The 20,572-nt window shown below is 61.8% G+C and carries 17 protein-coding genes; 10 read left to right on the forward strand and 7 right to left on the reverse strand.

Features of this window, described 5'->3' with window-relative positions; all coding sequences use genetic code 11:
- Nucleotides 1–52: 52 nt before the first annotated feature.
- The 6 genes from melA (PR018_RS27575) to melA (PR018_RS27600) all read right to left on the reverse strand — a co-directional run bounded on the left by melA (PR018_RS27575) (nucleotide 53) and on the right by melA (PR018_RS27600) (nucleotide 9,072).
- The gene (gene melA / locus PR018_RS27575) at nucleotides 53–1,423 is read right to left on the reverse strand and encodes an alpha-glucosidase/alpha-galactosidase (protein ID WP_142829406.1); all 1,371 of its coding nucleotides are present in this window, start codon (nucleotides 1,421–1,423) and stop codon (nucleotides 53–55) included.
- A 23-nt stretch (nucleotides 1,424–1,446) separates the two neighbouring features.
- Nucleotides 1,447–3,114 carry an ABC transporter ATP-binding protein gene (locus PR018_RS27580; RefSeq protein ID WP_142829405.1) on the reverse strand — a complete coding sequence of 556 codons (1,668 nt, stop codon included), beginning with the start codon at nucleotides 3,112–3,114 and terminating at the stop codon, nucleotides 1,447–1,449.
- Between the two features lie 13 nt (nucleotides 3,115–3,127).
- Nucleotides 3,128–4,273, reverse strand: coding sequence for an ABC transporter permease (locus tag PR018_RS27585; protein WP_224128000.1), 1,146 nt, complete (start codon nucleotides 4,271–4,273; stop codon nucleotides 3,128–3,130).
- Entirely contained in the window at nucleotides 4,273–5,283 is a 1,011-nt protein-coding gene (locus PR018_RS27590) for an ABC transporter permease (RefSeq protein ID WP_142829403.1), read from the reverse strand. Before PR018_RS27590 ends, PR018_RS27585 begins: the two co-directional genes overlap by 1 nt.
- Nucleotides 5,284–5,400: 117 nt before the next feature.
- Complete coding sequence (locus PR018_RS27595; protein WP_142829402.1) at nucleotides 5,401–7,485, reverse strand: ABC transporter substrate-binding protein; 2,085 nt, start codon at nucleotides 7,483–7,485, stop codon at nucleotides 5,401–5,403.
- Nucleotides 7,486–7,605: 120 nt separating this feature from the next.
- Nucleotides 7,606–9,072: an alpha-glucosidase/alpha-galactosidase gene (gene melA / locus PR018_RS27600; protein ID WP_142829400.1), complete on the reverse strand. Its 1,467-nt coding sequence runs from the start codon at nucleotides 9,070–9,072 to the stop codon at nucleotides 7,606–7,608.
- 357 nt (nucleotides 9,073–9,429) lie between these two features.
- Between melA (PR018_RS27600) and PR018_RS27605 the strand changes: the two genes are divergently transcribed.
- From PR018_RS27605 to PR018_RS27650, 10 genes are all read left to right on the forward strand, one after another.
- Complete coding sequence (locus PR018_RS27605) at nucleotides 9,430–10,035, forward strand: cupin domain-containing protein (protein WP_142829398.1); 606 nt, start codon at nucleotides 9,430–9,432, stop codon at nucleotides 10,033–10,035.
- Between the two features lie 132 nt (nucleotides 10,036–10,167).
- Nucleotides 10,168–11,109 carry an ABC transporter substrate-binding protein gene (locus PR018_RS27610; protein WP_142829396.1) on the forward strand — a complete coding sequence of 314 codons (942 nt, stop codon included), beginning with the start codon at nucleotides 10,168–10,170 and terminating at the stop codon, nucleotides 11,107–11,109.
- 87 nt (nucleotides 11,110–11,196) lie between these two features.
- The gene (locus PR018_RS27615) at nucleotides 11,197–11,991 is read left to right on the forward strand and encodes an ATP-binding cassette domain-containing protein (RefSeq protein WP_142829394.1); all 795 of its coding nucleotides are present in this window, start codon (nucleotides 11,197–11,199) and stop codon (nucleotides 11,989–11,991) included.
- Between the two features lie 77 nt (nucleotides 11,992–12,068).
- Entirely contained in the window at nucleotides 12,069–13,007 is a 939-nt protein-coding gene (locus tag PR018_RS27620) for an ABC transporter permease (protein ID WP_257625767.1), read from the forward strand.
- A 3-nt stretch (nucleotides 13,008–13,010) separates the two neighbouring features.
- Nucleotides 13,011–14,099 (forward strand): phosphotriesterase family protein, encoded by a 1,089-nt coding sequence (locus tag PR018_RS27625; RefSeq protein ID WP_142829390.1) that lies wholly within the window; start codon nucleotides 13,011–13,013, stop codon nucleotides 14,097–14,099.
- 32 nt (nucleotides 14,100–14,131) lie between these two features.
- Nucleotides 14,132–14,902, forward strand: coding sequence for a glutamine amidotransferase (locus PR018_RS27630; RefSeq protein ID WP_142829388.1), 771 nt, complete (start codon nucleotides 14,132–14,134; stop codon nucleotides 14,900–14,902).
- Nucleotides 14,903–14,905: 3 nt separating this feature from the next.
- A complete protein-coding gene (locus tag PR018_RS27635) occupies nucleotides 14,906–15,823 on the forward strand; it encodes a ribokinase (protein ID WP_142829386.1) in 918 nt (305 codons plus the stop codon).
- A complete protein-coding gene (locus PR018_RS27640) occupies nucleotides 15,820–16,662 on the forward strand; it encodes a BtpA/SgcQ family protein (RefSeq protein ID WP_142829384.1) in 843 nt (280 codons plus the stop codon). Before PR018_RS27635 ends, PR018_RS27640 begins: the two co-directional genes overlap by 4 nt.
- A complete protein-coding gene (locus PR018_RS27645; RefSeq protein ID WP_142829382.1) occupies nucleotides 16,659–17,915 on the forward strand; it encodes a Zn-dependent hydrolase in 1,257 nt (418 codons plus the stop codon). Before PR018_RS27640 ends, PR018_RS27645 begins: the two co-directional genes overlap by 4 nt.
- A 355-nt stretch (nucleotides 17,916–18,270) precedes the next feature.
- Entirely contained in the window at nucleotides 18,271–19,155 is an 885-nt protein-coding gene (locus tag PR018_RS27650; protein WP_279309159.1) for an XdhC family protein, read from the forward strand.
- Between the two features lie 39 nt (nucleotides 19,156–19,194).
- Here the strand turns inward: PR018_RS27650 and PR018_RS27655 are convergent, their stop codons facing one another.
- The gene (locus PR018_RS27655; protein WP_142829462.1) at nucleotides 19,195–20,511 is read right to left on the reverse strand and encodes an alpha/beta hydrolase; all 1,317 of its coding nucleotides are present in this window, start codon (nucleotides 20,509–20,511) and stop codon (nucleotides 19,195–19,197) included.
- Between the last annotated feature and the right edge of the window lie 61 nt (nucleotides 20,512–20,572).

Raw genomic sequence — 20,572 nt, forward strand, 5'->3', positions numbered from 1 at the left:
GGGCGCCGCAGCATAGCTGCGACGCCCATTCTTCGGGGAGGAGAGCGGTAGATCAGGCCGCCTGTGCGGCTTTTTTGGTGCGGGCCCATTCCGGCAGCCATTCGCCGTGGGCTGCCAGCAGGTCATCGACCAGCGACCAGATCTGGTCGAGATCGAGTTCGGCGGCTGTGTGCGGGTCCATCATGGCGGCATGGTATATGTGCTCGCGGTTCTCCGTCATCAGCGCCTGGACCGTGAGTTCCTGCACGTTGATGTTGGTGCGCATCAGGGCCGTCAGCTGTGGCGGCAGGGCGCCGATGTAGGTGGGCTGGATCCCCGACGCATCGACCAGGCAAGGGACCTCGGCGGCGCAATTGGTCGGCAGCGAGGTGATGCAGCCGTTGTTGCGGACGTTGCCGTAGATCACCGAGGGTTCGCCGGTCCAGACCGAGTTGATGATCGACGAGGCGTATTCCTTCGACTGCGCGACTTCGATCTTGTCGGCGCTCCGGTATGTATCCGCCTGGCTTTGCCACTTGGCGATCTGCTCGATGCAGCGTTTCGGGTATTCATCGAGCGGAATGCCGAACTTCTCGATCAGGTCTTCGCGGCCTTCCTTGATGAAGTAGGGGGTGTACTCCGCGAAATGCTCCGAACTCTCGGTGACGAAGTAGCCGAGCCGCGTCAGCATCTCGTAGCGCACCTTGTTAGGGCAGCGCGGGTTCCATGTCGGCTTCGGCGCCCGGCCTTCGCGGTAGCCGCGCAGCAGGTCCGGATAGAGATCGCGGTAGGAGCCATCCGGCTGGCGATGCTCGAACTTCAGGAAGAAGGCCATGTGGTTGATGCCGGCCGAGCGATAGCGGATTTCCTCGTAGGGAATCTCGAGATCCTCGGCGAGTTCCATTGCCGTGCCCTGTACGGAATGGCAGAGGCCGACCTGCTTGATGGTCGGGTATTTCTCGGAAATTGCCCAGGTGTTGATCGCCATCGGGTTGACGTATTGCAGCAGGATCGCGTCCGGGCAGACGGCCAGCATGTCCTCGCAGATCTTCCACAGATGGGGGACGGTGCGCAGGCCGCGCATGATGCCGCCGACGCCGAGCGTGTCGGCAATGGTCTGGCGCAGGCCGTATTTCTTCGGCACCTCGAAGTCGGTGACAGTGCAGGGCTCGTAGCCGCCGATCTGGAAGGCGACGACCACGAAAGCCGCCTTGTCCAGCGCCCGGCGTTGATCGGTAAAGGTTTCGACCGTGGCCGAGGCGCCTAGTGTCGACGCCAGCTTGCGGGCAACGATGGCGCTCTCTTCGAGACGCTGTGGATTGAGATCCATCAGCGCGATCCTGGCGCCTGACAGGGCGGGACGCTGCAGCACGTCGCCGATGATATTCTTCATGAAGACGGTTGAACCGGCGCCGATGAAAGTGATTTTGGGGTTGTTTGCCATGTAAGCCTCCGGACAAAAAATGTTCAAGCTACCTCGAATGCGGCTTTGACGAGCCGTTCGGTGTAGGCGGTCTTGGGGTGGGAGAGGACGTCTTCGACGGGGCCCTGCTCGACGATATTGCCATTCTGCATGACGATCACGCGGTGGCAAAGAGCGCGCACGACTTTCAGATCGTGCGAAATAAAGAGATAGCTGAGGCCGCGCTCGTCCTGCAGCTTGCGCAGCAGGTCGATGATCTGGGCCTGGACGGAAAGGTCCAGCGCCGATGTCGGTTCGTCGAGCAGGATGAATTCCGGCTCGAGAGCGATGGCCCGCGCGATTGCGATGCGCTGGCGCTGGCCACCGGAAAATTCATGCGGGAAGCGCGACAGTATGTTGGACGGCATGCCGGCCGATACCAGTGCCTCCTTCACCCGTGCCAGCCGTTCCGCCTTGTTGGCGCCGATGTTGTTGACGATCAGCCCTTCCTCGATGATCTGCCCGACCGGCATGCGCGGATTGAGCGATGAAAACGGATCCTGGAAGACGATCTGCATGCGTGAGCGCAGGGGCCGCATGTCGTTGCGCGAATGATCGTGGATCGGCTGGCGGTCGAAATAGATCTCGCCGCTATCGGCATTGATCAGCCGCAGCAGCGCTTGCCCGAACGTGGTCTTGCCGGAGCCGGATTCGCCGACGATGCCGAGCGTTTCATGCCGGCGCAATTCGAGGTCGAGGCCGCCGACGGCGACCAGCTCGCGCATTTCCGGCTTGAAGAAGGTGCCGTGCTTCAACATGAAGGAAACGCGCACGGACTTGGCTTCGAGGATCGGCTCGCAACCTTCCGGCAGCGGCTTGGCGTGCCCCTTTGGCTCGGAGCCGAGCAGATGGCGGGTGTACGGGTGCTGCGGATTGGCGAACAGCTGCGCCGTCGTGTTGTGCTCGCGCATTTCGCCAAGCTGCATCACGTAGACGTAGTCGGAAAACTGTTTGACCACTGTCAGGTCGTGGGTGATCAGGATCACCGCCATGCCGAGTTGCTTCTGCAGGTCGCGGATCAGGTTGAGGATCTGCGCCTGCACCGTGACGTCAAGCGCCGTCGTCGGCTCGTCGGCGATCAGCACGTCCGGATCGTTAGCAAGCGCCATCGCGATCATCACCCGCTGCCGCTGGCCGCCCGAAAGTTGATGCGGATACTGGTTGAGCCGGGCCTTCGGGTCTGGAATCTGTACCTTTTCCAGTAGTTCAAGCGCCCGCTTGTAGGCGTCCTGCCGGCTGACGCGGCGATGGACGCGGATGGCTTCGACGATCTGGCTGCCGATGGTGTAGATCGGGTTCAGTGAACTCATCGGCTCCTGGAAGATCATCGAGATCCTGTCGCCGCGCAGCTTGCGGCGTTCGCGCTCGGAGAATTTCAGCACGTTGCGCCCGTCATAGGCGACGGTCGACTGCGGTGCGACGATGGCACGCTTGGTGAGCAGGCCCATGACGGTGCGGGCGGTGACGGACTTGCCGGACCCGGATTCGCCGACGATCGCAATGGTCTCGCCGCGGTAGAGTTGAAAGGAGATATCCTTCACAGCCTCGACTATACCGTCCTCGACCTTGAAGTTGACCGCGACATTGCGGGCATCGATGATCGGCGCTGTCGTTCGGCTTGGATGATCGAGCCGCAGCACGGGAGCGAAATTTTCGACGACGGAAAGAGCCATGGTGCGTCTTCCTTCAGTAGGGATCGACAGCATCGCGCAGACCGTCGCCGAGCGCATTGAACGCAAAGACGGTGACGAGCACGAAGGCGACGGGGGTGAGGATCCAGGGATAGGAGCCAATGACCGAATAGGTCGAGGTATCCTGCAGCATCAGGCCCCAGGAGATCAGCGGCGGCTTGACGGCGAAACCGAGGAAGCCAAGGAAGGATTCGAGCAGCACGACGCTCGGGATGGCGAGCGTCACGGAGACGATGACATGGCTCATGACGTTGGGAAAAATGTGCTGCATGATGATGCGCCGGTCGGTGGCGCCGACGGCCATTGCCGCCCGGACATAGTCGATGCGGGCGAGCGCCAGCGTCTTGCCGCGCACCTCGCGCGACATCTGCGCCCAGCCGAGTGCCGACATGACGAAGATGACGAAGGCGAGGAAGACATTGGTCGGCGCGGTGACGGGGATCAGCGACGTCAGCGCCAGGTAGAGCGGCAATTGCGGAAAGGCCAGTACGAGGTCGACGAAGCGCTGCATCCAGGCATCGAACGTGCCGCCGAAATAGCCGGACACCATGCCAACAGTCGTGCCGACGACGGTGACGATGAACACGACGGTCAGCGCGATCATCAGCGACACGCGCGATCCGTAGATGGCGCGCGACAGCACGTCGCGGCCGAACTTGTCGGTGCCTAGGAAATGTACCGCCTGGCCGTCCGTCGAGCCGAACAGATGGCGGTTGCCGGGGATCAGGCCGAACAGGTCGTACCTGTCGCCCTTGACGAACAGGCCGATCAGTCGCGGATTGCTGTAGTCCGGACCGACGACGGGCTGGAACGTGACAGGATCGAGGGCATCGGTTTCAGCCAGCGCGTAAACGCGTGGCTGGAGCACAAGGCCGCCATCCTTATCGTGGAAGCTGATGATCTGCGGCGGTGCGAAGCCGCTGTCGGTGGCCTTCGGATCCATCGGCGCCACGAATTCGGCAAAGATCGACATCAGCAGCAGCAGTGCAACCAGGATCAACCCGCCCATGCCTGTCCACGAGCGCTTCAGCCGGCGCCAGACGAGGGCCGGGTAACTCTCGTTGCCGCCTCTCAACTTGACCTTCTCGACCTGAGGCTCGACGACTGGCTGGGGCAAGTCCGTTTTGATGAAGGCACCCATCAGAAAGCTCCTCCCTGTTGGCGGACGCGGGGATCGAGCAGGGCCAGCAGCAGGTCGGCGATGATGTTGCCGACGATTAGGGTGGCTGACAGCACCATCATGAAGGTCGCCGTGACATAGACGTCGCCGACGGCCATAGACCCGACAATGGCCGGGCCGACGGTCGGGAGCGCGAAGATAATCGCCGTCTCGATTTCGCCGGTGAGCATATAAGGCAGCACGACGCCCTGATACATGACCAGCGGATGCAGTGCATTCGGCACTGCGTGGCGCATGACGACGGCAGCGCCGCTCAATCCCTTCGCGCGTGCAGTCTCGACATACTGGGCATTCAGCGTATCCAGCAGATTACCGCGCATGATGCGCATGTTGTACGCAAGACCGCCGAAAGTGGCGATGGCGACAACCGGCCAGACGTGATGGATGAGGTCTCCGAGTTTGGCGAATGACCACGGTGCGCCGCCATATTGCGGCGAATAGAAGCTGCCGATTTCCGCGACATTGAGCTGGAAGACCAGGAGATAGACGATGATCAGCGCCATCAGGAAGCGCGGCACCGTCATGCCGAGGAAGGCGACCGCCGAGAGCACGCTGTCGATCCAGCTATACTGGCGGGTGGCGGCGATGATGCCGAAAGAAATGCCGAGGATCGACGCGAGGATATGACAGACAAGCGCCAGTATCAGCGTTCTCGGAAGACGCTCGCCGACCACATCGGCCACCGGCTTGTTGTAATACATGCTGTAGCCGAAATCGCCGCGCGTGACGATGCCGCCGATCCAGTTCAGGTATTGCACCGGCAGCGATTTATCGAGGCCGTGCTCCGTGCGATAGGCCTGCGCCTGCGCATCGGCCTGCGCGAAGGATGCGCCGCCCTGGTTCATAGCCTGCGAGCGGATGTAGTCGGCGTAGTCGCCCGGCGGCGCCTGGATGATCGTGAAGGTCACCAGGCTGAGGATGAACAGGATCGGTATCGCCGAGGCGATGCGGACCATTAGAAATCGCAACATGGGATTTTTCGCTTCTCTTGTTGCCGTCTGACAGTTCGGGTTTGTGGAACGGACTGCATGTTTCAGAGATATCCGGCCGCCTTGCTCTGCGGCCGGATACCTCACTGCCTTGGGAGGCTAGTCTATCGGCCCCTTGCCGCCCGGCGCGCCCGGTAGTTGTTGCGGGAAGAGCTCGTATTTGCCCTGCTTGTCGGCTGCCACGAAGATGCGCTCGCGGATGATCGCGTCCTCGGCCCAGTTGAACATGAAGATCGGCGTTCCCTGAGGGATGTTCGAGAAGCGCTTGTTGATGATCAGCGCGCCCGGATACTCGGTCAGGCCGACCGTGTTGACGTTCTCGGTGTAGATCTTCTGGTACTGCTTCATCAGGCTGGTGCGCTCATCGTTGTCCTGGGTGGTGATGAACTTGCGGACGATGTCGACGAGCTGCTGCTCGAAGGGCATCAGGTCGAGCTCGCCGCTTTCCGGCGACCGGTGATGGAAGCTCGTCCGTGGGCCGATTGGCGCAAGCTGCTCGGTGTTCTGGACCACCGAAGACAGTTCGGTGTGATTGCGCATGATCATCCAGTCAAAACGACCGGCGTAATTGGCGTCGTCGCGCTTGGTGCCCGTCTGGGAGTTGAGGATCACGCGGATCCCGAGCTTCTCCATCTGGGCTATCACGCCCTCGGCAAGGCTCTTGTCGGTGCCGTAGTCGTTGTTGACCAGCAGCACGATCTCGACATCCTTGCCGCCTGCAGTGCCAGCCGGAAAGTTGACGATGCCGTCGCCATCGGTATCCTTCAGCCCGGCCTTGGCGAGTTCGGCCTTGGCTGCGGCGAGATCATAAGGGTAGTAAACCGTGGACTGGCGGTCGTAAAAGCTGGTGCCGGAGGAGAGCCCGCCGGGATAGATCGCCGTGAACGGCCCCTTGACCAGGGACTCGCCGATGGCCTTGCGATCGAGCGCCATCGTCACCGCCTTGCGGAAGTCGAGATTGCGGTTCAGTTCGCGGATGGCCTGCTCGCGTGCATCCGGCTGTCCCCAGCCGTTGGCGGAGAAGTTCATGGAGAGATTATAGCCCGTCAGGCGCGGACCGAAGGCGAGGCGCGCCGGTGCGTCAGGCTGCGCGGCACGCTTCAGCGAGGCAACGAAATTTTCAGGCTGCTCGAGGTTGGAGATATCGCCGGAGCCGGCCACGGCCTGCACGTCGCGATCCGCCCATGTCGAGAGCTTGTAGTGGGCCTCGTTGAGATAGGGCAGCTGGTTACCCTTCTCGTCGACCTTCCAGTAATAGGGATTGCGGCGCATGACGATGATGTCGTCAGGGCGGTATTCGACCGGCACCCAGGCGCCCATCACAGGCATGTTCATGAATTCCGGCGGGAAGGCATTCTTGAATTGATCGTAGGTGTTCTTCGAGTATTTCGGATGCTGCGGCTTCAAGATATGCGACGGACCCGGGCAGAAGGTGCCGTAGGCCATGGCGAACAGATATTGCCGCGGGAATGCTTCCTTGAACGTCCACTCGACGGTATAGTCATCGACCTTCTTGAGCGTCGTGCCTACTCCGAAGGTCTCGGGCGTGGCTCCGTTCAGCGGCGAGACGTTGGGGTCCACCACTTCGTCGTCCCAGTAGAACATCACGTCGTCGGCGTTGAAAGCGACGCCATCGGACCATTTGGCGCCCTCGATCAGGTGCATGGTCAGCTTATGGCCATCCGGCGACCACTCCCAGCTCTTGGCAAGGTTCGGCAGCGGCTCGGTATCCTTGGCCTCGACCTGGAACAGCGGCGCGGTGCGGGTCAGGCACTCGGACAGGCCGATATCGATGCCGCCCCAGCCCTGGCTCTGTCCGGCACCGTAGTTCCAGCCCTCCGGCCGACCGCCGATGACATGGCGCAGCGTATCGCCGTAGACGCCGATGCCGTTGGTCATGTTGCCGGTCTTGTAGACCATCGGCTCCTTCGGCAGGCGGTCCTTGACGGGCGGCAGCTTGCCCGTCTTGACGAACTTTTCCGTCACCCAGTCCGGCTCGTGATATTCGGGCAGCGCCTTGAATTCGAGGATGGAGTCGCGCGCGACATACTTGATCTTGCCTTCGGCCGGAAAAGTCGGCGCGACCGGCGCAATTGTCGGCTCGGCGGCATGGGCGTTCATCGCGATGACGGACGCCGCAAGCGCCAGACCCGCTGCCAGGCTGATGGATCGGAAATGGCTCATTGTCTCTCCCCTTGTCGTGAACTGCCTCCTTCAAAGACAGCTCCGCTCCTCCAAATCAGGGCGTACGGTATGAGCGGGCGCCTCTCCTCAAGCGCTCCGCCACCGTTCGTCCCTGCAATCTCAACTGGCCTGTTTCAGGCTGGCCTTTTCTACGCGCAGTTCCTCGATCGACCGGACATTGCGTGTCGCCGCGCCCTTCCAGTCGCCTGTCTTGACCTTCGATCGCGAAAGCCTTTCCTTCGCAGGCTCGATGGCATCGGCATATTGCGGCAACCAGCGCGCCTGGGCGACCACCATTTCGTCGACCATCTGCCAGACCTCTTCCGGCGTCGAGACAGCACCGACGAGCGGATCGTGCAAGACGGCCAGCTTCAAAAGGTCGATGTCGCCGGTGACGGCAGCATGGACAGACATCCGCTGGACGTTGATCGAGGCGATGCAGGTGGCGGCGCAAGCTTCCGGCAGCGTGATGCCGGCCACCATGTTGATGCCGAAGCGATCGACGAAGCCGGGCGACTCGATAATCGCATCTGACGGCAGATTGGTAATGATGCCATTGTTCTTGACGTTGAAGTGGCCGCGATAGACCCGGTTGGTCTCCAGCGCTTCGAGGATATGGCTCGCATGCTCGTTGGAGCGGCGGGCCGGATCTATCGGTGCGGAGGCGGATTCGAGGATCTGATCGAATTCGGTTTCGAACCAGTTGCGCGTCTCCGTCGAGTGGCGCAGGTAGCCGCCAGTCTCGCCGTGGATCCAGTCCGACATGTCGATCCACTTGCCGATCTCTTCAGGCCGCTTGCGGTACCACGGCAGGTATTCGGACAGATGGCCGTTGCTCTCGGTCGAATAGACCCCGAAGCGCTTCAGCACGTCGATGCGCAGCTTTTCCTGCTGCGAGAAGACGGGATGCGCTTCGAAAGCGGCGACCAATTCGTCCTTGCCGATCTTGCGGCCCCTGAGCCTGAGGTCGACGAACCAGGTCTGGTGGTTGATCCCCGAGCAGATGTAGTCCAGTTCGTCCTTGGACGTGGCTCCAAGCACTTCGGCGATCTGTTCCGCGCCGTGCTGGACGCCGTGGCAGAGACCGACGGTGTCGACCTTGCCGTATTCGATAGCCGCCCAGGTGTTCATCGCCATCGGGTTGGCGTAGTTCAGGAACTTCGCACCGGGCTCGGCAACCTCGCGGATATCCTTGCAGAAATCGAGTATGACAGGAATATTGCGCTGGCCGTAAAGAATGCCGCCGGCGCAGATCGTATCGCCAACGCACTGGTCGATGCCGTATTTCAAAGGGATGCGGATATCGTCGGCATAGGCTTCGAGGCCACCGACGCGCACGCAACTGATGATGTAGCGGGCACCCTCGATCGCCTCGCGACGATTGGTCGTGGCGGTCACCCGGGTCGGCAGCTTGCTGCTTTCGACGATGCGATCGAGGATCGCCTTGATCATCCCGAGATTGTGTTCGCTGAGGTCCGTGAGAGCGAATTCGACGTCGTGGAACTCTGGAATGCAAAGGATGTCGGTGAAAAGCTTCTTCGTGAAGCCGACACTGCCTGCGCCGATAATAGCGATTTTGAAACTCATGATCCTCACCCTGTCTGTCAAGCGAACGATGCGCGACTGCATCTGCTGCAACCTTGCCCGTGGTCTCCAACGGCCTTGCATCGCTGCAGGCTCGCGTCCTCCCGCCTCTCCTCGGCGGATCGTTCGGCACTCTTGTCTGGCCGGGATTATGCCGATTATGCATCGTGCGACCAGAGAACTATTATGCTTTCAAGGGTAATTTTGTGCTGTCGAAACGATCTCCCATTACCCGCCTGATCGCCGCCGGTGGAAGGGCAATCGAGCCTTTTCTCGCCGCAACGCAATCTCTGGACAGACGGCGCGCTCGTCCCGTAAGCTGTCTCATCGGTACTTCAAAACAACAGCCTGGCACCGCAGATGAACAAGATGGACAAACCGGCAGCCCACGACGGCCAGACCTTCGCGCCTTCGCAACTCGGCGTGCGGCTGCGGCTGGCGCGGCAGACATTGGGAATGACGCTGAAGGCGCTGTCGACAGCTGCGGACTGCTCGGAAAGCCTGTTGTCGAAGATCGAGAACGGCAAGGCGTCGCCATCGTTGCCGATGCTGCACCGGCTGGTGGGCGTGCTGGGCACCAATATCGGCTGGATGTTCGAGGAAGCCGACGGCGACGAGGGCATCATTTTCCGGGCCGGCGACAGGCCGCTGATCGCGCTCGATCCGCTGCGCCGTGGCGAAGGCATTTCCCTCGAGCGCGTCATCCCCTATTCGGCAGGCCACCTGCTTCAGTGCAACATCCATCACATCGAGGCCGGCGGCGAGAGTGCCGGTCCCATCCAGCATGCGGGCGAGGAAGTCGGATATCTCCTTGCCGGGGAAATCGAGTTGATGGTCGGCGAGCGGACCTTTCGGCTTGCGCAAGGCGATAGTTTCGTCTTCAAATCGGAAATGCCGCACTGGTACCGCAACGTCGGTAGCGAGCGAGCCAGTATTTTCTGGGTCAACACACCGGCGACCTTCTAGCTTCCGGGAGGTTCTTCATTTCGGCGGCTAAAGCTAATTCAAGTATCTTGACAATCATTCAAGTCTCTTGAATTATGATTGGGCTTGAAGCCAATGAGCCCGGTCACGGGCCTATCCGAAAAGGGGAACTACATGCGATTTTCCAGATATCTGATGGCCTGCACGGCAGCCATCGCGGTGACGATGGCCGTCGGTTCGGCCGCAGCCTCCGCCAAGACGTTCGCGCTCGTCACTATCAACCAGCAGGCGCTGTTCTTCAACCAGATCAATGACGGTGCCAAGGCTGCTGCCAAGACCGCCGGTGCCGACCTGGTCATCTTCAACGCCAACAACGTGCCCAGCGCCCAGAACGACGCAATCGAAAATTACATCACCCAGAAGGTCGACGGTATCATTCTCGTCGCTATCGACGTCAACGGCGTCAAGCCGGCCGTCACTGCCGCCAAGAAAGCCGGCATCCCGGTCATCGCCATCGATGCGCAGATCCCGGACGGCGACAACATCGCCTTCGTCGGCGTCGACAACACCAAGGCTGGCAGCGATATCGGCAAGTTCTACGCGGACTATGTCAAGACCAATATGAAGGCGTCGGCGAAGATCGGCGTCGTCGGCGCGCTCAACTCGTTCATCCAGAACCAGCGCCTCGACGGCTTCAAGAAGGCTGTTACCGACAGCGGCGAGAAGGTCACCTTCCTCGACACCGTCGATGGCCAGAATGTCCAGGACGTGGCCTTGAGCGCCGCTGAAAACCTGATGACCGCCAATCCCGACATGACGACGCTCTATGCCACCGGCGAACCGGCCCTGCTCGGCGCCGTTTCGGCCGTCACCAGCCAGGGTCGCACCGGCGACATCAAGGTCTTCGGTTGGGACCTCACCAAGCAGGCGATCGAAGGCATCGATGCCGGTTGGGTTGCGGGCGTGATCCAGCAGGATCCGGCCGGCGAAGGCAAGGCTGCCGTCGAAGCGTTGGACAAGATCTCCAAGGGCGGCTCGGTCGACAAGATCATCAACGTCCCGGTCACCATTGTCACCAAGGACAATGTCGACAAGTTCAAGGACATGTTCAAGTAAGATCTCCCGAACCGTGTGACCGCGGCCGGCAACAGCCGCGGTCAAATTGACAGCCGTGGAGCAACGCTCCCTGTCAGGTGAAATCATATGACCAATGCCGATACCTACCGCGTCAGGATGACCGGTATCTCCAAGCGCTACAACACGATCCAGACTCTCGACAATGTGTCGCTGAACCTGAAGCCGGGAGAAGTCCTCGGTCTCGTCGGCGACAACGGGGCGGGCAAGTCGACCCTGAGCAAGGTACTCTCGGGCGCCGTTATTCCCGACGCTGGCACCATCGAGATAGACGGCAAGACCGTCAGCTTCGCCTCGCCGGCCGATTCCCGTGCTGCACGCGTCGAGATGGTCTACCAGGACCTCTCGCTCTGCGACAGCGTCGACGTTGCCGGTAACATATTCCTCGGTCGCGAGCCGCGGCGACACATCGCCGGCGTCCCGTTCCTCGACAACAGGAAAATGCACGACGAGGCCCGCGACATGCTCGAGCGGCTTGGCATCGTCATTGCCGATACGCGGCTGAAGGTTGAAAATCTCTCCGGCGGGCAGCGCCAGTCGATCGCCATCGGCCGTGCGGCGTCCTTTAATCCTTCGGTGCTGATCATGGACGAACCGACGGCAGCGCTTGCCGTTGCCGAGGTCGAGGCCGTGCTGGAGCTGATCCGCACCGTCAGCGCCCGTGGCGTCAGCGTCATTCTCATCACCCACCGCCTGCAGGACCTGTTCCTCGTCTGCGACCGCATTCAGGTGATGTACGAGGGCCGCAACGTTGCAGAGCGGCGGATCGAGGACACCAGCATCGAAGAGGTCGTCAACCTGATTGTCGGCCGCAAGTTCAACGCCCGCTCCGCCGGCCACAAAGACCAGGGGATCCCGGCATGACCGTCTCCACCACTGAACCTTCCCTGCACGCCGCTGCACCGCCGCGTGTTCACAAGACCCGGCTGCGCGACAAGGCGATGGCGAATGGCAGCATCATCTCGATTGCGCTGTTCTTCCTCGTCGTCTGTATCGTCTTCTCGGTTGCAACAGGGGCTTTCCTGACGGCGCCCAATCTGCTCAACGTCGTGCGCCAGTCGGCACCGCTGCTGATCGTCGCCGCTGCCATGACATTCGTCATCACCACGGGTGGCATCGATCTCTCCGTCGGTTCCGTGCTGGCGCTGACATCAACGCTCTCGGCGGCCTCGCTGCAGGCGGGTATTCCGTGGGCTGTGGTCGTGGTGCTGATGCTGGCCCTCGGCGGCTTCGTCGGTGCGCTGCAGGGCTTCTTCATCGCCTATGAGCGCATCCCGTCCTTCATCGTCACGTTGGCCGGCCTCTCGGTCATTCGCGGGCTCGCCCTGCTAATCACCGGCGGCTATTCGATCCCGGTCGATGCGGAAAACCCGTTCACCGCTCTCGGCCGGGCCTGGTTCCTCGGTGTCCCCGTGCCGGCGCTGATCGCTCTCGTCATTCTCGTCGTCAGTTTTATCGTCTTCAACCAGACGCCGTTCGGTCGCTATGTGACCGGCGTCGGGGCCAATGCCGAGGCAGTGCGCCGCGCCGGCGTCAATACCCGCCTGACGACGCTGCTGGTCTACGTCATTTCCGGCACCGCTGCTGCTGCTGCTGGCATCATCCTTGCTGCCCGTCTGGGTTCCGGTTCGTCGAATGCTGGCCAAGGCTTCGAACTGGACGTCATCGCCGCTGTGGTGCTCGGGGGTACCAGCCTGTTCGGCGGTCGCGGCACGATCCTCGGCACCGTGCTCGGCGCCCTCACTGTTGCGGTCATCGCCAACGGCTTGATCCTTGCGCACATGTCTCCCTTCCTGACGCCGATCGTCACCGGCTCCATCATCCTGATCGCCATCTGGCTGAATTTCCGCATCTTCAAGGGTGCGGTGAGGAGCCGCTGAGCCATGGATCACCTGTTCGATACAAAGCCCGCCGAGCGCGCCGAAATCGGCGTCCGCTCCGGGACGGCCATGACGGTTCTCGGGCCCGTCGCGGTGGACGACCTCGGAATCACGCTGATGCACGAGCACATCCTGCTCGATGGCGCCAGCACCTGGAAATGCCCGTGTCATCCCGACGAAAAGCTGATCGCCGAGCAACCGGTCAACATCGAGATCGTCGGCGAGCTCAGGATGAACCCCTACATGAACCGCGACAACGTCTCGCTCGACGACAGCGACCTGGCGCTCACGGAACTGAAGAAGTTCCAGGCGCTCGGTGGCCATACCGTCGTCGAGGCGACGAATATCGGCATCGGCCGCGACCCCCCGAAGCTCGCCCGTATATCGCGCATGTCCGGCATGAAGATCATCATGGGCACCGGCTTCTATCTGCAGCATACGCATCCGGAATGGCTGAGGGCGATGGATGTCGAGGCGGTGACCCAGTTCATCGTCAACGATGTCGGCGGTGGCGAGACGCAGCCGGAAATCATGGCCGGCATTATCGGTGAGGTCGGCGTCAGCAAGGACTTCACCTCCGAGGAGCTGAAGTCGCTGCGGGCCTCGGCGCGCGCATCGCGGATCACCGGCCTGCCCCTGACCATCCACCTGCCCGGCTGGGAGCGGCTCGCTCACAAGGTGCTCGACGTCGTCGAGGAGGAAGGGGCCGATCTCAGGCATACCGTGCTCTGTCATATGAACCCCAGTCACAGCGACCTGCCTTACCAGAAGAGCCTCGCCGAGCGCGGCGCCTTCCTGGAATACGACATGATCGGCATGGACTATTACTACGCCGACCAGGATGCACAGTCGCCGTCCGACGAGGAGAATGCCCGCGCTCTGCGCTCGCTGATCGACATGGGTTTCGTCGACCGGCTGCTGCTGTCGCAAGACGTGTTCCTGAAGATCATGCTGACCCGCTATGGCGGGTTCGGATATGGCTTCATCCTCAAGCATTTCGTGCCGCGGCTGAAGCGCCACGGCGTCGATCAGGCCTCCATCGACCGGATGCTGGTCGATAATCCGAAATCGGTTTTTTCCGCGGCCACCTGAGCCGCAATCGCAATCTATCGAAGGAGTAAAGCATGCCCAAGAAGAAGGTTCTTCTCGCCGGCGAATCCTGGGTGTCGACCGCCACCCACATCAAGGGCTTCGACCAGTTCCCGACCGTCACCTACCACACCGGCGCCGACGAGTTGCTGACCGCCCTGAAGGACAGCGATTTCGACGTCACCTTCATGCCGGCCCATGAGGCCCAGCGGGATTTCCCGCAGACCATCGAGGCGCTTTCGGCCTACGATGCCATCGTTCTGTCGGATATCGGCGCCAACACGCTGCTGCTGCATCCCGATACATGGATCCATTCCAAGCCGACCCCAAACCGCCTGCGCCTGCTGCGCGACTACGTCGGCAACGGCGGTGGCCTGCTGATGTTCGGCGGCTACTACAGCTTCCAGGGTATCAATGGCGGCGCCCGCTATCACAATACGCCGATCGAGGATGTGCTGCCGGTCGATTGCCTCTCGGTCGATGACCGCGTCGAGGTACCGGAAGGCTTTGCACCGGCGGTCAACGGTTCAGAGGACCACCCCATCCTCAAGGGTCTCGGCAAGGACTGGCCAATTCTGCTCGGTTTCAACGAAGTTACGGTGAAGCCCGGTGCCGAAGTTTTGGCGACCGTTTCGACGGACTATGGTTCGCTGCCGCTGCTGGTTGCCGGCTCTTACGGCAAGGGTCGGACCGTCGCCTGGACATCGGATGTCGGCCCCCACTGGCTACCGCAGAGCTTCATTGCGTGGAGTGGCTACAAGACGCTGTTCGAGCAGATGCTGGCCTGGGCAACCACCAAGGATTGATCCATGCGCGTCCACGTCGTCGGCAATGTCTGCATCGACACCACGTTCCGCCTCGGCCGTTTTGCGCGGCCGGGGGAAACGCTGAATGCGGACGGCCATAGCGACGGTATCGGCGGCAAGGGGGCCAACCAGGCGGTCGCGGCCGCCCGGACAGGTGCTCCGGTCGACTTTCTCGCTGCCACCGGCACGGATGCTGCGGCCAGAACTATCCGCGAGATGCTGTCGGAGGAATTCGACACAGCACTGATGCCGGCCCTGGAGCTGCCGACCGACCGCTCGACGATCATGGTCGATGCCAGCGGTGAAAACATCATCGTCAGCGGCGTCACATGCGCTGAGGCGTTTGATCCCCTGCTTCAAACCGGCCTCGCGACCTCGATCGGGGATCAGGATATCGTGCTGTTGCAAGGAAACCTGCGCGCCGATGTCACAATCGCCTGTCTGAAGGCCGCCAAGGCGAGCGGGGCAACGACAGTGTTCAATCCAAGCCCACTCGCACCGGGCAGCAGTCCGGACCTTACGGCGGCCGATATCGTGATTGTCAACGAGGGTGAGGCTACCGGGATTTCGGGGCATGCCGATCCGCTGGAGGCCGCCCGCAACCTCATCTCCCGGGGCGCAGGCTCCGTCGTCGTTACGCTCGGCGCGCGCGGTTGCCTTGTTGTCAACAGGGCGGGCGGTGCGCCGCAGTGGGTCGAGGGACTGCGCGCCGATGTCGTCGATACCAGCGGTGCCGGCGATGTCTTTTGCGGCTGTGTCGCCGGATGTCTTGCGCAAAAGATCCCACTCGGTCATGCCGTCCGCATTGCCACGGCTGCTGCGGCACTGTCCGTCGGCCGCACCGGTACAATGCAGTCCTGCCCCAGCCAGCAGGAGATGGCACACCTTATCGATATGGAAATGGAAACGGAAAACACATGACAGCCCCTACGAACCGCATCGGCCAGGTTGCCGACAACGTGCTGGTCTCCCTGTTCGGAAAGCCCAAGGCCGTTATCGGTGTCGTCCATCTGATGCCGCTGCCGGGATCGCCCCGCTACGACGGCGAGACGGTGGAAGCGATCTACCAGCGCGGCCTCGATGACGCAAAAGCCTATCTGCACGGCGGATGCGACGGTGTGATCGTCGAGAACCACGGCGACATTCCCTTTGCCAAGCCGGACGATATCGGCCCGGAAACGTCGGCCTACATGTCTGTGGTTTCCGACCGCATCCGCCGCGAACTCGGCCGACCCATCGGCATCAATGTGCTGGCCAATGCCTCGATCCCGGCGCTGTCGATTGCCAGCGCCTCGGGTGCCGGCTTCGTACGCGTCAATCAATGGGCTAACGCCTATGTCGCCAATGAAGGCTTCATTGAGGGCGAGGCCGCGCGCGCCATGCGGTTTCGCGCCAAATTGCGCGCCAACGGCATCCGTATTTTCGCCGATGCCCATGTCAAGCACGGCGCCCACGCCATCGTTGCCGACCGCCCGGTCGAGGAGCAAGTCAAGGATCTCGTGTTCTTCGACGCCGATGCGATTATCGCCACCGGACAGCGCACGGGCCATGCGGCTGACCTCGGCTACATCAGGATGATCAAGGAGGCGGCCGGCCTGCCGACATTGGTGGGCAGCGGCGTCACGCCCGACAACGTCAACGACATTCTCGGCATCGTCGACGGCGTCATCGTCGCAAGTTCGCTGAAGTATGACGGCGTCTGGTGGAACCCGGTCGAACTGTCGCGCGTCCAGTCATTCATAACGGGCATCAGGGCGTGACATCGGCTTCCATCAACGGCGAACGGTTGCTGGCCCGAATGCAGGCCTTTGCCGCAATCGGAGCCACGCCTGCCGGTGGTGTCAACCGCCAGGCGCTGAGCGATGGCGATCGCCAGGCTCGCCGGCTGCTGGCGGAACTCGCGCTGGCACGCGGTTTCGGCGTTTTCCAGGACAGCATGGCCAATCTGTTCATCCGGCGCGAAGGACGCAACGCGGTGCATGCGCCGGTGCTGATTGGAAGTCACCTCGACAGCCAGCCGACGGGCGGCCGGTTCGATGGTGCGCTCGGCACGCTGTCGGCGTTCGAGGTACTGGAATCGCTGGAAGATTTCGACGTAGATACCGAAGTTCCAGTCGAAGTCGTCGCCTGGACCAACGAAGAGGGCAGCCGATTTTCTCCTGGGGCGATGGGCTCGATGGCCTTCGCGGGCGTCGCCGATCCCGCCGGGTGGAATTTTCTCTCCGGCGCCGACGGTGGTTCCTTTGCCGACGAACTCGCCGCTACGCTCTCGGCGCTGCCGGAAGCCACCATGCGCCCGCTCGGCACGCCGGTGTCGCGTTATCTCGAATTGCACATCGAACAGGGTCCTTCCCTCGAGAAGGAAAACATTCCTATTGGCGTCGTCATCGGTGTGCAGGGCACGCGCTGGCTGCAGGTTACGTTCTCCGGGCAGGCCGGACACGCCGGCACCACGGCACTGGCCTACAGGCGCGATCCGATGGTGGCAGCCGCTTCCGCCCTCCACGAGTTGCAGGCAACCGTGATGCAGAACGACGCGGATGCGCGCCTGACCGTCGGTCGGATAGCCATCCATCCGGGCTCCATAAACGCCATTCCGGACTCGGTCGCCTTCAGCGTCGATATCCGCCATCCCGATCCGGACAGGCTGGATCGCATCGAGGCCGAGGTCCGGCGTGTTTGCGACAGTCGAGCCATTGCCGAGAGATGTAGCTACAGTATCCTGCAGACCTTCGACATGCCGTCGGCGACGTTCTCGCCGATTGTCACCGGTGCCGTCGAGGCAGCAGCGACAAGCCTGTCCCTGACAGCCAAGCGCATGGTATCCGGCGCCTTTCATGATGCCCTGTTTCTCGCCCGCGTGGCGCCATCGGCCATGATTTTCGTCCCCTGCCGCGATGGCTTGAGCCACAACGAGGCGGAATATGTTGCCCCAGAGCACATCGTGACGGGCGCCCGCGTGATGTTTGAAGCAACCCTGTCGCTGGCCAATTCGACGGCCGCGCGCATTTGATCCATCGTCTGCGATGAACCGGCAATTCCGGTCGGGCGTAGTTCGTTCGAACTCGAGTTGCGTCTGCTATTCCGCAGATCCCACCTCCGCCGGCACGCAATCTGCAAACGACGTGTTGACGCGGCCTCAAAACTGAGGCGTCATCAGCGCTTGCGTCTCGTACCCGCAGGCGTCCGGGTCGGCCAAGGCGTCATGACAGGGTCAGTTTGCAACGGGGGAGTTCGGAACCTATCGTCGAAGCTGTAGTTTAATTTTCAACCGCTGCAGAAACTGCGTCAATTCCGGGCTCGCGTCCGAGGCCAGAGATCAATCAATGTCGCTTGTGCTCCCCAGACCCGAAATATCGGTGCCGCAAATGGCATTGATGACCGACGACGCCCAGGAGATCCTGCAATTCGCGGCCGACTCTTTTGACGAAGGCTTCGAGACGGCGCTTGTCACGCTAGTCGAGATCCGTGGCGGTGCAGCGCGGGCGCTCGGGGCACAAATGGCAGTTCGCCGGGACGGCCTTTATTGCGGCTACGTTTCGGGCGGATGTACGGAGGCTGCCGTTGCGGCAGAGGCTCTGCAGGCCATCGCTGGTGGCAATGACCGGTTCCTGCGATTGGGGGAAGGGTCGCGTTTCTTCGATATCGTCCTGCCTTGCGGCGGCGGCATCACGCTGGCCATCCATGTGCTCAGGGACAATCTCAGTCTGCGCACCGTGCTGGAAGGCCTGAAATTACGGCGTCGGATGGGGCTGAAATACGATGCTGGCGCGCAGTCACTCGAGGTTGCAGCATTTCCGGCAAAGGACGCCTGGGACGGAGAGCATTTGTCGAGAGGCTATCGTCCGCGTCCTCGTCTGTTGCTGAGCGGCAGGTCCATTGAGGCCGAGCGCACGGCCAAACTCGCAGCCTCCACCGGCTATGAGGTCGTTCGCCGGCAAGATGGTGCAAATTTGCTGGACGGAGCTTTGCCCGACCCCGATATAGCGGTTGTCCTCCTGCACCATGATCTCGATCTCGAACTGCCGGTCCTTCGTGCAGCGCTGGACGGAAACCCGTTTTACATCGGTGCTCTCGGCAGTAGTAAAACCCACGAGCGGCGCTCGGCGGCGCTGAAAGAGCTTGGATACGAGCAAGCTGCCATCGACCGGATCAAGGCGCCGATCGGCGTGATCGCCAAGGCCCGGGACGCCAATACGCTGGCACTCTCCGTACTGGGTGATGTCGCTGCTGCCTACGCGATCTCGCGCTGACAGGGCAATTTTTTCCAATATTGGACTACGGACCGAACCTCAGTTTGGGCAGCCCGGGCGGCGGTCTGACTGGTTGCCTGGACATTGCTTGCCCGACTGGTTGGTATCCTGGGGAAAGCCTGCAGCGCCTGCGGTATCGCCAACGGATCCCAGCGTGTTGCCGACCGATCGGCCGAGGCGCTGAACCTGCTCACCATAGTTGCGCCGCGTGCGCGGATCGAACACGGCAATCGGCGCGCTGACGGCGACGCTTGCCGCATTGCCAACGGTGTTGGAAACACCGAGCGCCACGGCGCCGACGGCTTCGCCGAGACCGACATCGGAATCGGTGATGGTCTGCCCGGATATCAGCCGCTGGCCGATCAACTTGACCACGTCGGCGCTCTCGGCAAATTTGCCGTGGTTCAGGCTGTCGCCGGATTTTAGCTTGGTTAGGTCGATAACGCTGATACCGGCTTTTTCGAACTGGGTGCGGTAAGGCTCGGCATTGGCATCCACCTGGCCGAGACGATCGACATTGCCTGAAATGCGTCTTGACACGCTGAGCGCCCGGTCATCCTGGGATACGAACAGCGTGAAATGTGGCGGGTTCTTTCCCAGTGCAAGAAACTGCCGGCTGAAAACATCGACGTCGAGATCGGGAGAGGCAAGAATGACGTTCTTGATCTTCGGCAGTGTCCTGCCATCGCGGATCGCCATCTGACGAAGCGCTTCCACTGCCAGCCAGGTCCCCATCGAATGGGCCATCACGGTGACTTCGCTGATCGACGGATCGGCGCTGATCCGCCGCAGCAGATCCTCCAGCGCGTCGCGTGAATAGTTGGTGCTTTCCTTGTCGTAGTTATAGTCGAAAATGCTGGCGCGTGATGGCCATGTGAAGACAACAGGAACGACATCGGCGCCGGAATCGTGGACGATCTGTGCGAAGCGATAGACGGCATCCTCGTAGCGATTGTTGAATCCATGCACGAAGACAAGCGCGCGATGGCTTTTCGTAAGATTCTGCTTCAACCAGCGTTCGTCTTCCGCCTTCGAGACGAGAGGCACGACATTGACGGTCGAGAACTCCTTGAGCGGATTGGCAGGCAGGCGCGCCGGCCATTGCACCTGGCCAACCGTGCGGTTGGCTTCGGGCGGAATGGAGACGGTGATCGCATCGATCTTCAGGTCGCTGCCGCGCTCGCCGCTGAACAGGATGGCCTTGTCGTCAGACGGCGCTCTCGTGGTTGCTGCCAGCAGGCGGACCTGCGAGGTGCCCCTGACGACTGTGCCGCTCGGCGTCATGACGCCGATCAGGCGCCCACCGCAGCCGGAAAGTAGCAACAGGGTCGCCACGATTGCCAGAGCACGCATCATAGCCACGCATGCGCGGGCTGCTTTACGACCTGGCTGTCCCACACTTGCCACCAATGATATG

The organism is Rhizobium rhododendri (assembly GCF_007000325.2).
Classification (GTDB): Bacteria; Pseudomonadota; Alphaproteobacteria; order Rhizobiales; family Rhizobiaceae; genus Rhizobium; species Rhizobium rhododendri.